We start from the raw sequence: 13,692 nt of genomic DNA on the forward strand, positions 1-13,692 counted from the left end.
TTTCCCGGAGACGTATGCCCCGGTCAGGAAGAGATTCCCGGCCGGGGTCATTGCCACGTACGACCCCGAAGAGGTGCGGGTATGAGGACACACCGATCCGGGTGCCGTCCTCGGTTGGGCTGCGCCCGCCCGGAACCGTGCCGAGCGCCTCTGCTTGCAGCGCCTTTCTCGACTGTCTGCCGGGCATCCTCGCTCTCTTGCAAGGCCGGCCCGTCGTTGAACTCCCGGCTTGGCTCGCTGGAGATGCACGCGGCTGTTTCCTGAAAAGATCTCCGGTGGACAGACACGTGTGTTCTTCTGAATGGGGGCGGGCGCCGGTGGATCGCAAGCAGCCGAAGCTGACGAGTCGAGAGCAGGGCCACCTCGTCAAGGAGCACCTCGCCGAACGCTGCTCCGTCCGCCGGGCGACGGCGTACCGCGTGCTGGAACGCTTCCTGGACGTACACACGGAGGTGCGATGAGCTTCCCGCTCTGGCCGGAGCCCTTGCGGCCGGGTGATCCGCGCCGGGCGGGGGCCTATCGGCTGGAGGGGCGGCTGGGGGGTGGCGGGATGGGGCAGGTGTTCCTGGGGCGCTCTCCCGGCGGCCGACCGGTCGCGGTCAAGCTGGTGCGGCCCGACCTGGCCGACGATCCCGGGTTCCGGCGCCGGTTCGCCCTGGAGGCCGAGGCCGCCCGCCGGGTCGGCGGGTTCTACACCGCCCAGCTCGTCGACGCCGACCCCGATGCTGACCCGCCGTGGCTGGTCACCGCCTACATTCCCGGCCCGTCCCTGCACCAGGCCGTCGAAGCGCACGGACCGATGCCCACGGAGGCGATCACTGTGTTGGGAGCGGGACTGGCCGAGGGGCTCGGCGCGATCCACGCCTGCGACCTGGTGCACCGCGACCTCAAGCCGTCCAACGTGATCCTTGCCGCCGACGGCCCCCGCGTCATCGACTTCGGCATCACCCGTGCACTGGACGCCACCTCCCACACCCTCTCCCGCGCGGTGGTCGGCACCCCGTCGTTCATGTCCCCGGAACAGGCACGAGGCCGCGAGATCGGTCCTCCCAGCGATGTGTTCTCCCTCGGACTCGTCCTGGCGTTCGCCGCCACCGGTCACAGCCCGTTCGGCACGGGACGGGCCGAGGCGATCGTCTACCGCGTAGCCCACGACGAACCCGACCTGACCGGCCTGCCCGCCCACCTGACGGAGCTGGTGAAGCGCTGCCTGGCCAAGGACCCGGGCGACCGCCCCGGCGTGGCCGACATCCTCAGGGAACTGACCGACCCCGCCCGGACGACCACCCAATGGCTTCCGCCACCGTTCGCGACGATGGTCGACGAACGCCAACTGCGGACCCCGCCGGCCCTGGCGCCTTTCCCCTCTTCCGATCCCGGCCCCCACATGGGCAGGACCCGGGACGATGCCAACCACGGCCGAGCCCTGGGCACTCCCGGCGGCACGGAGCGGTATCCGCATGAGCTGGGTCACCGGGCACCCAGCGGCTCCGACCTGCCCACCGACAGGCGCCGCCTGCCCCGGCGCCTGTTCCTGCTCGGCGGTGTGGCTGCGCTGGGTGCCGCGGCCGTCCCGATCGGCTGGAACTTCTGGTCCCACCGCAACCGGCTGACCGACAGGGATCTGTACACGGTGGCGTTCAGCCCCGACGGGCGCACCGTCGCGGGAGGCAACATCCACGGCGACGGCTGGCTGTGGGCCGCCGACTCGCACGAGGTGATCGCCGACTTCTCCGCCGAGAACTCCGGCAACGGCGCCATGGCCTTCACCCCGGATGGCTCCGCACTGGTGACAGCCGGGATGAAGGTGCCGTTGAGCTTCCGCGGCCCCTCCACCGGGAAGGTGACACACTCGCTCTTCTCGCCGGTCGGGGGCGCCCACACGATGGCGTTCAGCGCGGACGGCGCCCAACTGGTCGTCGCGGGAAACATCCCGGTCGGCAACCCGGAAGCCGCTGAGATCTGTGTCGTGTGGGATGTCGCAGCCAAGGAGCCGAAGCGCAAGCTGCCGTTCGCGACGAAGGCCAGTTCCGCGGTGAACTCGGCGGCGTTCATCGACGACGGCCACTCGATCCTGCTGGCAGGTGAGGACCTCACCGCAGCCGACGGGACGGACGGATTCTGGCGCTGGAACCTCGACAGCGGCGACCTGGAGGCGATCGGCCCCGACGGGTACGGCTCGGCGGTCGCCGTGAGCCCGAACGGGAAGCAGTACGCGCTGGGCGGCGCCCACGGCTGCTCCCTGACATCCGGTCAGGGAACCGGGCTGCGCCCCATCAGCACCGCGGACGTCGACGCCGTCGCCTTCAGCCCGGACGGTGCCACCCTGGCAGTGGCCGACGAGGACGGCATCCGGTTATGGGACGCGGCGACCGGTCGGGCGAAGGCGACCGTGACCGACCGCAGGGCCGCCGCACTGGCGTTCCATCCCGATGGAACCTTCCTGGTCTCAGGAGGTTGGTTCGTGGATGCCGGAGGCTGCTGGCTGTGGCCGGTCGAAGACCCGTGACCAGGCCGAGGGCGGAGCTTCGGTCGTCCTGATCACGAACGGCGTCGGGTGCCTCACTGACGATGGGCTCGACCGCGTCAGCCTGCCAGGCGGGCGAGCGCCAGTGCGTGTGCCCGGTCGAGGGATCCCGCGGCGGCGCAAGGGACGTCCGGCTGCACGCCGGTGCCCTCCCAGTTCGCGCCGGAGACGGGGTTGACGGCGCGGCCGGTGGGGACGGTGGCTTCCAGATGGGGGTGCACGGTCCAGCCCTTGCACGGGTGCGCGCCGCCGCGGGTGGGCTCGCCGACGACAACGGCGCGGCCGAGTTGCTGCAGGTCGTAGGCCAGCTCCTCGGCCGCGGAGAAGGTGCTGTCACTGGACAACACGTACAACGGTTTGCTGCCGCCGAAACGCGCGCCGGGAACGTGCGGCAGGCTCCAGGACTGCTCTCTGCGCTCGCCGCCGCGCCAGTACATGGTGTTGAGGTGGGTGCGCTCGTCCAGGAGGTAGCTGCAGACGAAGGCGACGGTGTCCGGGTCGCCGCCCCGGTTGTTGCGAAGGTCCACGATCAGCGCCTGGGCGCGGGAGGCCAGGGTGAGCGCGGCGCTCAGCGGTTCGGCGGCCCACTCCAGCGGGAACAGCATCGGCGCCAGCTCCACCACGGCGACTCCTCCGTCGAGCAGCTCCACCCGGGGCGCGCCGCCCAGCGAGGTGTCGTAGTCCCGGCGGATGGATTCCAGGGTTGCCGCGCCCTGCCCGGGGGACACCGGGTCAGCGTGGTGCTTCAGCCTCAGGTGTTTGTCGCCGTTGACGGACTGCAGGTCCGCGGTGACCAGACGGGCGAGTTCCTCGGCATCGTCGACGTCGTAGGCGCCCTCGGCGAGGCGTCGTCGTAGCAGGTCGGCGAGCTGTTCGGCGATCTCGGGGAAGACGTAGTGCTCGGTCAGCAGTCGGGCTGTCTCGTCGATGACAGGGGCAGGCTGAAGGTTCGTCAGGGGGGTCATGGCAGGAAGTAGAGCACCGGCCTTCCGAAGCCGTCAAAAGAACGCCTTCGGTAGGCGTGATCAGTCTTCCCGCCGGCCGCTTCCGTCGCTCCGCCGACCTGCACCCGTCGGCGGGTCAGCGTGCCAGCGCGTCCGGGAAGCCGAACGTCGTGACCAGCGCGGGATCGTGGAACTTGATCACGCGGGCGATGCCGGTGGCGGTGGGGACCAGCACCACGAGGCCGTCGGCCCGGAGCGTGCCGGCCGCGTCCCGGTGATACACGACGGCGGAGGGGTGGCCGTTGGCGGTGGTCGCGGTCATCCGCCAGTCGCCCGGCGTGGCCAGCACGTATGCGCCGAGCATGTGGACGCACTTCGCCCGGCCCGACCGCCAGTCGCGGAACGGCGTCGCCTCCAGCGTGGCGTCCATGCGCAGCACCTGTTCCAGCAGGCGGACGTCGGAGCGCTCGAAGGCCGCGATGTAGCCGTCGAGCAGCGCGCGTGCCCGTCGGTCGGTCGGTTCGAGCAGCTCCGCGGGCTCGGGCTCCAGTTCGTCGAGCCGGGCGCGGGCGCGCTGCAGACCGCTCTTGACCGCCGCGGTGGTGGTGCCGAGGATCTCCGCCGTCTCGGCCAGGGCGGGGCGATCCATGCGTCCGGCAGCGGTTCCAGCCAGGAGACCTCGCCCGGCCCGACGGGACTCGGCGGGCGATCGAGTCCGTCGTACGGACCTGTCAGACCCGACGGCAGCATCCGGATCGGGCGCGGCTTCAACGCCGTCAGGCAGACGTTGGTGGCGATCGTGTAGAGCCAGGACCGGATCGACGCCCGGCCCTCGAACCCCGAGTAGGACCGCCACGCCCGCAGGTACGTCTGCTGCACCAGGTCCTCGGCGTCGTGCGCCGAGCCGACCATGCGGTAGCAGTGCGCCGGCAGTTCCCGGCGGAACCGCTCGGTCTCGGCGGTGAACTGGTCTTGATGTGGTGCTGCCCGCAGATGCGAGGCCACGCCGGGAGCCTGGTGCTGCGACACGCCTGGGCATGATCCACGTACGTCGTCCCGGTCCAGCGTCACGACGGATCGTGCCATGTCCTGGCCGCGTCGGCGGAGTTCATGCGCGGGCTCGTCGTGGAGGGAACGCCCGGAGCGACTTCGAGACCATCTATGACCACTGGCTCTTCGGCAGCCATGACCGCACCGTGAGCTGCTGGTCGCTCTCGGGGAGCTGCCAGTTGCCGCCGCGGTCCTCCTTCGAGAAGCGCGCGACGAGATCGGGGACGTGCAGGAAGCAGGCCAGTGCGGTGGCGGCCTGGAAGGCGTCGATCGCACGCTGGGTCATCGGCATGCCCAGGCGCAGGAGACGCGGATTCACCTCGCCCTGGATCTCGTCGACGAAGGGCCGCAGCACGTTGTCGTAGTTCGCCAGTGCGGTCGGCAGATCGCCCGGGTGCCGGTTGATCTCGCCGGCCAGCACGTAGGCGCCCACCAGACCGCCGGAGACGCCCATGCCGCTGTACGGGGAGGCGCAGTGGGCGGCGTCGCCGACCAGGACCACGCGGCCCTTGGACCAGGTGCCGGTTCGGACCTGGACGATCTCCTGGGAGTAGAAGAAGGGGCTCGTCCGCATGCCGTCGACGAAGCGCTCGGTCTGCCAGCCCGCGTCGCGGAACCTGCTCGCCCAGAACTCCTGCTGGCGCTCGACGGGTTCGCGGTGGATCGCCGAGGCCTCCGCGGACTCCTCCCGCAGCACGAAGTACACCTGCGTCTCGGTCGGGTTGTGGCTGCGGCGCATGATCTGACGGCCGCCCGGGACCATGTAGGTGTCCCGGATGTTGCCGTCGGACACGATGCGCGGGACGAACCAGTAGGCCATGTGGATGCCGAGCCGCCGGTACGGGTCGTGGCCCGCGGGGAGTATCGCCCGTCGGATGCGCGATCCCTGGCCGTCCGCGCCGACCAGGAGGTCGAACTCGCCGGAGGAGCCGTCGGAGAAGTGCGCGACGACCTTCTGCTCGTCCTGCTCGAAGCCGTCGACGCTCATGCCGAAGACGTGCTCGGTGTCGTCCTTCGACGCGTCGTGCAGGATGCGTACCAGGTCGCCGCGCATGATCTCGTACTCGGAGGTGAGGGTCTGCCGGCCCCGGCCGGAGGTGTTGGCCATGATCGTCGCCTTGGTCCTGCCGCGCGCGTCGACGAAGGCCACACCGGCCTCGTCCACCAGCTTGCCGCGGACGGCGTCGAGAAGCCCCATCCGTTCGACGGCCTCGATGCCCTGTCCCCGGAGGTCGACCTGCGCCCCGGTGGCCCGCAGCGCCGGGAAGCGTTCGACGACGGTTACCTGGTGGCCGCCTCGTGTGAGCCAGAAAGCCAGCGCCTGCCCCGCTATCCCGCCGCCGGTGACGAGCACCCGCAGGGGATGGGCTCCCGATCTGTCGGCCATGCCATCACTCCAAAAATCTATCAGTGAATGATTCCTCTCCAGAGTCATCTATCAGTGATAGATTTGTCAACGTGACCAAGGTCAACCGTGAGATCGTCGTCTCCGCAGCGCTCGACCTGCTCGACGAGGTCGGGCTGGACACGGTCAGTACGCGGCGGCTGGCGAAGCGGCTGGGCGTCGAACAGCCCTCCCTCTACTGGTACTTCCGCACCAAGAAGGACCTCCTCGCCGCCATGGCGGAGGCGGCGATGGCGCCGCATGCGGCCGTCCCGCTGCCGACGCCCGGCGACGACTGGCGTGGCTGGTTCCTGGACAACACGCGAAGCTTCCGGCGTACCCTGCTGATGCGCCGCGACGGCGCCCGCCTCCACGCGGGCAGCACCCCTGCCGGCGACCTCGACCGGATCCGCCGCAAGATGGACTTCCTGATCGCCTCCGGAGTGCCTGAGCGGGACGCCCAGATGGCGATGCTGGCCGCCGGCCGGTTCACGGTCGGCAGCGTCCTGGAGGAACAGGCGGACGCCGGCTCGGCTCCACCGGCGGACCTGCCTGTGATCGACCACGAGTCGGCGTTCGAGGCCGGCCTGACCCTCATCCTGGACGGCCTGGTGCACCGCACCGCGATGCGGGCCACCAGATCCGATGGTGATCGCTGACGGAGGTCGACGAGCTCGGCGTCCTCCACCGCGGGCCGTCAGCGCTCAGAGAGCCCCTCGACCGGTTCGAGCCCCGCCGCGGAGTGGGCGCGGAGAACGTCGGCGGTGAAGTCGTCGAGGGGATAGAAGAGCTCGATCGCCAGCTCGGCCGGCGTCACGTCGGCCGGAGCGCCGAAGGTGGCCATGGTGCTGAACATCGCCAGTTCGCCGAACGGGGTGCGGATTCTCAGAGGCACCTGGATCGGGCTCGGGCTCGGCCGGGTACGGCTCATGCGCCGCCAGCATGGTCTCCAGCGCAGATCGGATCGAGGCCATGTAGTCGTCAAGGCTGCTTTCCCGGTAGGCCGGGGCGTAGTCGGCGGCCAGCAGCAGCGTGTTGCGCTCGCGCAGGGGTACGTCGAGTGCTGCTGACAGGCGCAGCAGCATCGTGCGGCTGGGGCGGGCGCGGCCGTTCTCCATGTACGACAGGTGCCGTGCCGAGGTGTCGGCCAGGTTGGCGAGATCGAGCTGGCTGAGCCTGCGGCGCCGGCGCCACTCCCGTAGCAGGGCCCTACCCGGGACGGCTGTTCCACGTCCATGCCGAGGGGGATAGGCCACCACCAGGTGGGCGACGTCATGACCTCTGAGGTTATTGAGCACGTAACCGCCGGGCGAGGCCGCGGCGCTCGGCCTCATCGCCGGTCATCCGCGGATCCCCGTGCGACATGTGGCGTTCGTCGTGGCGGGCAACGCGCTGTCCTGTGTGGCGCTGCTGGCCCTGGTGTTCGCGGACGTGATACCGCTGACCGGCTGGGGGGTCGCCTTCGTGCTGGTCGGCGCGCTGGTGGTCGCCGTCCATGCCGGGCTTGAGTTCGCCGGGCTCCGGCGACTGGGTGCGAGATGACAAGGACGGGCAGGGGTTGAGCGTCAGGCAGCGGGCCGGTATCGGTCAGCTTGCGGCCGACCGCATCGCATCGGCGTTCCTGATGGTCAGGGGTGCGACGATGCCTGCGGCGACGAAGAGCAGCGCCAGGACGCCCCAGGTCCAACCACCCGTCAGTTGGAGCATGCCGGTGATCAGGATGGGGCCGAGAACGTAGCGGCTGACCGAGCGACCCATGCCGAACGCCGCCAGGTACTCACCTCTTCGGTCATCCGGAGCGAAGGCGTACGACAACGTCCAGGCCGCGGGGACAGCGATCAATTCCGCCGCGGTGAGCATCACCAGCGCGGCACAGAACAGTGCGAGGGGTGCCGACTGGGCCGCGTACCAGAACAACAGGCAGGCGGCAGCAGCGAATGCCGCAGCGACGGGCTGACATCGCCGGGCAGCTCTGAGGCTGGTGACGTGGCGTGCCATGAGAGCTTGAAAGACCAGCGCGAGGACTGTGTTGATGGCGTACAGCGCCCCGAGTGAGCCGTCCGGCAATGTGGTCGCCTGGGCGAGCCACAGCGGGAAGGCGAGGTTGAGGATCGGTTGCCAAAGCTGCAGTACGCCATCCACACAGGCCAGCGCGAGTAGCCGCAGATCACGTAAGACGCCCATGCCTCGCCGGACCTGGGCGGGCTGTTCGGTTCGAACCGGTTGGGGCAGGGTGGCGAAGGCCGCGGTGACCAAGAGATAGGCTGCCGCGTTGGCCAGGATGATGGTCCGGAAGAGACCGGTGCCGGCCAGTAGTCCGCCGAGTGGACCGCCGATGCTGATCGCCAGATTGATCACAGTCCGATACGAGGCCAGCACCCTTACCCGGCTGTCTCCTTCGGCGATCTCTGCTACGTACGCCTGGGTCAGTGCAGTCGCGATCTGGTCGGCGACCGTGATGATCGTGACGACTACGAGGTACCCCCACCAATCTCCGACGAGGGCGTAAGCGGCGGTTCCGGCGGCGCGTAGGGCATGCACCAGCACCAGTGCCCGCCGGACACCGTAGCGGTCGGCCGCCCGGCCCAGCGGTATCGCGGCGGCCATGGCCGCGGTACCCGCGATGCCCAGGCCCAGCCCGACCTGGCCTGCGGCGAGCCCGACGACGCCGGTGAAGTAGACGGCCGAGAAGGCCAGGAAGAGCCCCGAGCCAAGGAAGTCCACGAAGCTGGCGCCGAGCAGCCGCCGCACCGCCCGACGCTCGGTGCGAACAGTATCTTGTGTCATAGTCGCACTATTTTGCACCCTAGGGCAGCATTGCGCCATGACCGATCCCGCCGAGGCCGTAAGCCACACCCTTGCCGCGAACCTGCGTGCTGCACGTCAAGACCGAGGCTGGCGGCTGGAGGAGCTGGCCACCCGGTCCGGCGTCAGCCGCGGCATGCTCCAGCAGATCGAGACCATGCGCACCAACCCCAGCATCGCGACGCTCGCTCGGATCAGCGCCACGCTCGGTGTCTCGATCGGCGAGCTGGTGGAGCCCCCGGAGGAGCTTGGCCGCGTCTCCCGTGCCGCCGACGCCGTGGTTCGCTCTGAAGGCCGCACCAGGCTCCTGATCAACGACAGCCAGCCGCCTTTCACCGAGCTTTGGGAGTTCCGGCTGCCTGCCGGCGACAAGATCTCCACGCCCGCGCATCCGGCCGGCACCCGGGAACTGTTGCAGCTCCACTCGGGCAGCGTCGCGGTCACCGTCGGCGGGGCACTCTTCCAACTCGCCGCGGGAGACGCGCTCCGTATGCGAGGCGACCGCCCGCACGCCTACGGCAGCCAGGGCCCGGAGCCGGCCCACTTCACGATGGTCGTCGTCTATGCCGGCGCCCGAGACCCTCGCTACGCGAGCCTTGTCCCCGGCTGATCCAACGGTCCGTCGTGAGGCTCCACCCTGCGATGCTCCGATCCGTCCCGACGACCCGCGCTGCGGCCCCTGCCGGACCCGCCTCGCGCGGACAGAGTGAGAACCCCGCGAGGGCGGGTCAGTGGCGGGCGGTGGGGAAGCGGCGGAGGGTCGGGCTGAGCGTGGTCGCGGCCGCCACGAGGGCGAGCGCGGCGGCGCAGGCCAGGATGCCGCCGGTCCCCGCCGTGACCAGCGCTCCGCCGAGCAGCGGCCCGAGCGCCGCCGCGCCGCCGCCGCACAGCCCCGTGACGCCCGTCAGCCGGCCGCGCAGCGCGTCCGGGGTCACGGTGATCTGGTAGGTCAGGATCGTGGTGTTGGCCAGGGGGACGAAGAAGGCGGCGCAGCCGAGCAGCAGCCCGAGTGGCAGGCCGCTCGGCACGACCGCCATCAGCGCCGTCAGCGCGGCGGTGACCCAGGAGAAGCCCACGATCACGACCGGCGCGGGCAGCGCGGCGTGCAGCCGGTCGGCCAGCGCGGCGCCGAGCAGCCCGCCCGCCCCCATGCAGGCCATGCTCAGTCCGATCACCCCGGCGCCCACCTGGTCCTCGTGGGACGTCGCCAGCACGATGATGATCAGGGCGGTGAAGACCAGGTTGGACAGCAGCATCCACAGCAACGTCGTCCTGATGACCCGCCGGCCCAGCACCCACCGCAACCCGGCCACGAGGTCACCGCCCGGCCCCCGCTGCTCCCCGGCCGGATCCGGACGCGCCGGCAGCCGCAGGAAGATCAGCGCGACGGAGGAGAACGCCAGCATGACGGCGTCCACCACGAACGGGATCGCCCGCTGCAGGGCGAACAGGAAACCGGCCGGCGCCGGTCCCACCAGGGTCGCGATGAACGGCCGCGCGGTGTTGGCCGCCACCGCCCGCGAGAGCTGCGAGGCGGGCACCACCTGCGGCAGCGCGGCCTGCTCGGCGGGCTCGAACGCGGCCCCGAGCAGGCCGTCGAGCAGTGCCACCAGCAGGATGTGCGGGAAGGAGTAGGCGTCCAGCCACACGGCGGCGGCGACGGAGGCCATGGCCAGCGCCCGCCCGGTCTGGCAGATCAGCAGGGTGCGCCTGCGGTCCCAGCGGTCGGCGATCACCTTCTTGCCGGCCCAGCCGGCCAGAAGTGCGCCGACGACGGCGGCCAGCGCATGGCCCGCGACCCACGCCGCGAACCCGCCGGGCAACCAGCCGAGCAGCCCGGCGTTGTCGTGGTCGGCCAGCAGCCGGATGGCGCCCCGTGCTCCCAGGACCAGCAACAGCATGCCGATGATCAGCACGATGACGTCCTTCATGAGGGGTTCGTCTCCTATCGCCCCGAAGGACCGTGACGGCAGGCGTGAACTTTATGGTGCGATCGAACCATAACATCCGTCTTGGTACGATCGCACCACAACAAGTCGCAAGGGACGGATGGCATGCCGAGACAGGTGGACCACGATCAGCGCCGCCGCCAGATCGCCGAAGCCGTATGGCGCCTGGCCACCCGTGGCGGTCTGGAGGACGTCACCTTGAGACAGGTCGCCACCGAGGCCGGGGTCTCCGCCCGGCTGCTGCAGTACTACTTCGGCACCCGCGACCAGTTGCTGCTCGGAGCGCTGAAGATCCTCAACGACGACGCCGAGCAACGGGCCCGCGAACGCCTCGCGCTGCTCGGCGACGCGCCCGGCATGCGGGCGATCGTCCGGGGAGTGCTGCTTGAGCTGCTACCGCTGGACGAGGAGCGGCGTAACCGGCATCTGGTGTACGCCGCCTACTTCGTGCGTTTCCTCGCCGACCCCGCCCTGGCCGAGGTCGCCCGCGACGCGCCGCTCGCGCTGGAGAACCTCGTCGCCGGCCTGATCGCGCAGGGGCAGGAGCTCGGCCAGGCGTCCCGGGACGTCGACGCCGCGGCCGAGGCCGCGTTCCTGCTGGCGGGCGCCGAGGGGATTCAGTCGAGCGTCCTGCTGGGGCAACGATCCGCCGCGGACGCCGTAGCCATGATCGACCACCAGCTTGCCCGCGTCTTCACCACGACGAACCGCGAGTGACCCCTCGGAGAACCTGGACGGATACGCCCCGGTCGGAACGGTTGTTTGAAACGCTTGTTGGTGACCTTGGTAGGATCGCCCGCGTGGGAGTTCCTGAGGATCTGCTGGCCGCGGCCAAGCAGTGCCTGTCCGAGCGCGGGTACGCACGCACGACCGTCCGGGACATCGTGGCCGTCTCCGGCAGCAACCTCGCCGCGATCAACTATCACTTCCGTTCCAAAGACGCCCTGCTCACCCAGGCGATGATCGAAGTGACCGGTGAAGCCGTCGCGGAGGTCCTCAAGGCGTTCCCCGACGACTCCAAGGAGTGGTTCGAGTCGTTCTGGGCGGAACTGATTGCGTCCTTCCATGCCAATCCGATGGTGTGGCGCGCCAACGTCGAGACGCTGGCGCAGGCGCCGCATCTTCCCGACGTACGAACCAGCCTGGCCGAAGGGCAGGCGCTGGCCCGGCGTGAGCTGGCCCAGCGCCTGCCACGTCAGGACGAGGCGGCCGCGCAGGTGCTGTTGACGCTGTTCATCGGCCTGCTGGTGCGGTGGCAGATCGACCCGGACCACGCCCCGACGGCTCACGAGCTGGCCGCGGGCATCCGGTCGCTGGGCGCGGCGGCCGCCGGCTAGCGCATCGCGTGCCGTCCGGAGTGGTCCGGCTCGGGCTGCGGCCGGCTCGCTCGCCGTACGGAACGCAGCAGGACGGGCGCGAGCAGCGCCATCAGGCACAGGCCGGCAGCCGCGGCGATCATGGCGTGGTGCTGGCCTTGCGTGAAGGCTTCGCGGGCGGTGGCGGCGAGGGCGGTCGCGTCCGGTTCCGCCAGCTGCCGCGCCGTCTCCAGGGCGCCGCCGAGGGTGTCACGGGCCGCGGCGGGGGCGCCGGCGTCGCTGAGATGTCCCCGGTAGACGGCGGTGCCGATGCTGCCCAGCAGGGAGATGCCGAGGGCGCCGCCGAACTCGGTGGCCACCTGCGACAACCCGGCGACCGACCCCGCGCGCTCCGGCGGCGCGGTGGCGATGATCAGGTCGGCGGAGACCGTCAGGACGAGGGTGACGCCACCGGCCATCAGCATGATCCCGGCGATCAGCAGGCCGCTCCGGCCGGTCACCTCCAGCTGGGACAACAGGGGCCGAGCGATTCTGGACCTGTACGGAGGGCGGATACGAGGAGGGGCTCAGGGAGGTGGGACTGCTCTCAGAGGGAGCCTCCGCGCCGGCCCTGGATGCGGTCATCCGGTCGCCGTCGCCGACATCCGCGTCTGCCCAGGTCCTGGGCCGACGATCGTGACCCGCCGCTCCATTGGGCTACCACGCCCATCGGAAGCCCGCCGCCGCGTTTTCCAGGGCGGGGATGTAGCGGTGAGCGCGATGAAGGTTGTCGAGCTTCACAGGTTCCTCGGCGAGCACGGCACCGGCACGGTGATGGTCCCAGGTCGACCACCACGTGTGGCGCGGCAGCCGTTCGACGTGGAACTGGACGACGATGCTGATGCTCTCGGTGCGGGCGTGGAAGATCCTTCGGTATTCGGTGTCCGGCTCGGAGGAAGGAAGGAAGGTGCGGCGGTACTCCAGGCGGGTGTCCTCGCCTGCCAGCAACGGCCGCGGAAGCAGGATCTTCATCAAGGGCGGCTCCAGGCGGACCTCGTGGACGGTCTCGACACCGGCGGTTCTCGGCGACAGGAAGCACGGATAGCAGTCGATGTTGTCCTCGCAGGCACGGATTATCTTCGTGGAGCGCTGGGCGGCCGCCCGGCCGTCGGCGTCGATCGTGCGGTGTTCGAGGAGCATCAGCGTGCGGTGGCGCTGGCGCAGGGGGAGCGGCTGCGGGGCCTTGATCCCCGCCGGCGGGCCCGTCAGGGCTTCCCGCAGAGCCCGCTCGTCCTCGTCGCTCAACTCGAAGGCGTCCACGAACAGGCTGAGGGTGTCGGGACTGAAGACCGTGCCTGCCAGGGCGCGGCCGATCCGGTCCTTCAGTATTCGGCCAGGGTCCTTGACCGTGTCCGGTAACAGGCCCTGCTCTACCAGGTGAGCAGCCACGACCTTGGCCACCGCGCGCCGGCTGGGCCCGCCGGATGGGGAACACCGCTGCTGATGGCGCTGCCAGCGCCGACGGTATTCCGGCCGGTCGAGCAGTGTTCGCAGCAGCCGACCGGCGAGCTCGGCCCGGGTGGGGACTGGCTCATTGGCCACGGTGGCACCCCTGGTTGCGATCTATCAGCGACAGACATCTGCTTTATTGGCCGTCTCACGGCCGTGACGGCAGCATAGCCGCGCTGCTCGCCGATCAGCCGTGCCATTCAGGCAAATCACGCAACATGGGTGGGGT

At 70.2% G+C, this 13,692-nt stretch carries 15 protein-coding genes and 2 pseudogenes; 7 read left to right on the plus strand and 10 right to left on the minus strand.

Annotation, left to right across the window (positions count from 1 at the left end; genetic code table 11):
- The first annotated feature begins 317 nt into the window (after positions 1 to 317).
- Positions 318 to 461 carry a hypothetical protein gene (locus ABZ444_RS18410; RefSeq protein ID WP_357997835.1) on the plus strand — a complete coding sequence of 48 codons (144 nt, stop codon included), beginning with the start codon at positions 318 to 320 and terminating at the stop codon, positions 459 to 461.
- Positions 458 to 2,509: a serine/threonine-protein kinase gene (locus ABZ444_RS18415; RefSeq protein WP_357997837.1), complete on the plus strand. Its 2,052-nt coding sequence runs from the start codon at positions 458 to 460 to the stop codon at positions 2,507 to 2,509. Before ABZ444_RS18410 ends, ABZ444_RS18415 begins: the two co-directional genes overlap by 4 nt.
- Before the next feature lie 77 nt (positions 2,510 to 2,586).
- Here ABZ444_RS18415 and ABZ444_RS18420 read toward each other — a convergent pair whose 3' ends face one another.
- The 4 genes and pseudogenes from ABZ444_RS18420 to ABZ444_RS18435 all read right to left on the minus strand — a co-directional run bounded on the left by ABZ444_RS18420 (position 2,587) and on the right by ABZ444_RS18435 (position 5,908).
- Entirely contained in the window at positions 2,587 to 3,492 is a 906-nt protein-coding gene (locus ABZ444_RS18420) for a S41 family peptidase (RefSeq protein ID WP_357997840.1), read from the minus strand.
- A gap of 115 nt (positions 3,493 to 3,607) precedes the next feature.
- Complete coding sequence (locus ABZ444_RS18425; RefSeq protein ID WP_357998124.1) at positions 3,608 to 4,120, minus strand: hypothetical protein; 513 nt, start codon at positions 4,118 to 4,120, stop codon at positions 3,608 to 3,610.
- A gap of 128 nt (positions 4,121 to 4,248) precedes the next feature.
- Positions 4,249 to 4,557: pseudogene (locus ABZ444_RS18430) on the minus strand (sigma factor); the annotation flags it as partial.
- Between the two features lie 73 nt (positions 4,558 to 4,630).
- Positions 4,631 to 5,908, minus strand: coding sequence for an FAD-dependent monooxygenase (locus tag ABZ444_RS18435; protein WP_357997843.1), 1,278 nt, complete (start codon positions 5,906 to 5,908; stop codon positions 4,631 to 4,633).
- 71 nt (positions 5,909 to 5,979) lie between these two features.
- On the opposite strand from ABZ444_RS18435, the gene ABZ444_RS18440 reads away from it, so the two are divergent.
- Positions 5,980 to 6,564: a TetR/AcrR family transcriptional regulator C-terminal domain-containing protein gene (locus ABZ444_RS18440; RefSeq protein ID WP_357997846.1), complete on the plus strand. Its 585-nt coding sequence runs from the start codon at positions 5,980 to 5,982 to the stop codon at positions 6,562 to 6,564.
- 38 nt (positions 6,565 to 6,602) lie between these two features.
- On the opposite strand, the gene ABZ444_RS18445 is transcribed toward ABZ444_RS18440, so the two are convergent.
- The gene (locus ABZ444_RS18445) at positions 6,603 to 6,836 is read right to left on the minus strand and encodes a hypothetical protein (protein ID WP_357998127.1); all 234 of its coding nucleotides are present in this window, start codon (positions 6,834 to 6,836) and stop codon (positions 6,603 to 6,605) included.
- Between the two features lie 157 nt (positions 6,837 to 6,993).
- A pseudogene (locus ABZ444_RS18450) lies at positions 6,994 to 7,239 on the minus strand (helix-turn-helix domain-containing protein); the annotation flags it as partial.
- A gap of 22 nt (positions 7,240 to 7,261) precedes the next feature.
- On the opposite strand from ABZ444_RS18450, the gene ABZ444_RS18455 reads away from it, so the two are divergent.
- A complete protein-coding gene (locus ABZ444_RS18455) occupies positions 7,262 to 7,447 on the plus strand; it encodes a hypothetical protein (RefSeq protein ID WP_357997849.1) in 186 nt (61 codons plus the stop codon).
- 45 nt (positions 7,448 to 7,492) lie between these two features.
- Here ABZ444_RS18455 and ABZ444_RS18460 read toward each other — a convergent pair whose 3' ends face one another.
- Positions 7,493 to 8,656 carry an MFS transporter gene (locus tag ABZ444_RS18460; protein WP_357997851.1) on the minus strand — a complete coding sequence of 388 codons (1,164 nt, stop codon included), beginning with the start codon at positions 8,654 to 8,656 and terminating at the stop codon, positions 7,493 to 7,495.
- A 73-nt stretch (positions 8,657 to 8,729) separates the two neighbouring features.
- On the opposite strand from ABZ444_RS18460, the gene ABZ444_RS18465 reads away from it, so the two are divergent.
- A complete protein-coding gene (locus ABZ444_RS18465; protein WP_357997854.1) occupies positions 8,730 to 9,320 on the plus strand; it encodes an XRE family transcriptional regulator in 591 nt (196 codons plus the stop codon).
- Between the two features lie 118 nt (positions 9,321 to 9,438).
- On the opposite strand, the gene ABZ444_RS18470 is transcribed toward ABZ444_RS18465, so the two are convergent.
- Complete coding sequence (locus ABZ444_RS18470) at positions 9,439 to 10,641, minus strand: MFS transporter (RefSeq protein ID WP_357997857.1); 1,203 nt, start codon at positions 10,639 to 10,641, stop codon at positions 9,439 to 9,441.
- Between the two features lie 123 nt (positions 10,642 to 10,764).
- On the opposite strand from ABZ444_RS18470, the gene ABZ444_RS18475 reads away from it, so the two are divergent.
- Positions 10,765 to 11,376: a TetR/AcrR family transcriptional regulator gene (locus ABZ444_RS18475; protein WP_357997860.1), complete on the plus strand. Its 612-nt coding sequence runs from the start codon at positions 10,765 to 10,767 to the stop codon at positions 11,374 to 11,376.
- Between the two features lie 83 nt (positions 11,377 to 11,459).
- Entirely contained in the window at positions 11,460 to 11,996 is a 537-nt protein-coding gene (locus ABZ444_RS18480; RefSeq protein ID WP_357997863.1) for a helix-turn-helix domain-containing protein, read from the plus strand.
- On the opposite strand, the gene ABZ444_RS18485 is transcribed toward ABZ444_RS18480, so the two are convergent.
- Together ABZ444_RS18485 and ABZ444_RS18490 are read right to left on the minus strand one after the other, a co-directional pair.
- Entirely contained in the window at positions 11,993 to 12,490 is a 498-nt protein-coding gene (locus ABZ444_RS18485; protein ID WP_357997866.1) for a hypothetical protein, read from the minus strand. The genes ABZ444_RS18480 and ABZ444_RS18485 overlap by 4 nt on opposite strands.
- 181 nt (positions 12,491 to 12,671) lie before the next feature.
- The gene (locus tag ABZ444_RS18490; RefSeq protein WP_357997869.1) at positions 12,672 to 13,556 is read right to left on the minus strand and encodes a hypothetical protein; all 885 of its coding nucleotides are present in this window, start codon (positions 13,554 to 13,556) and stop codon (positions 12,672 to 12,674) included.
- Positions 13,557 to 13,692 lie beyond the last annotated feature (136 nt).

Origin of the sequence: Nonomuraea sp. NPDC005730 (genome assembly GCF_040630865.1) — a bacterium.
In the GTDB taxonomy this organism is placed as follows: domain Bacteria; phylum Actinomycetota; class Actinomycetes; order Streptosporangiales; family Streptosporangiaceae; genus Nonomuraea.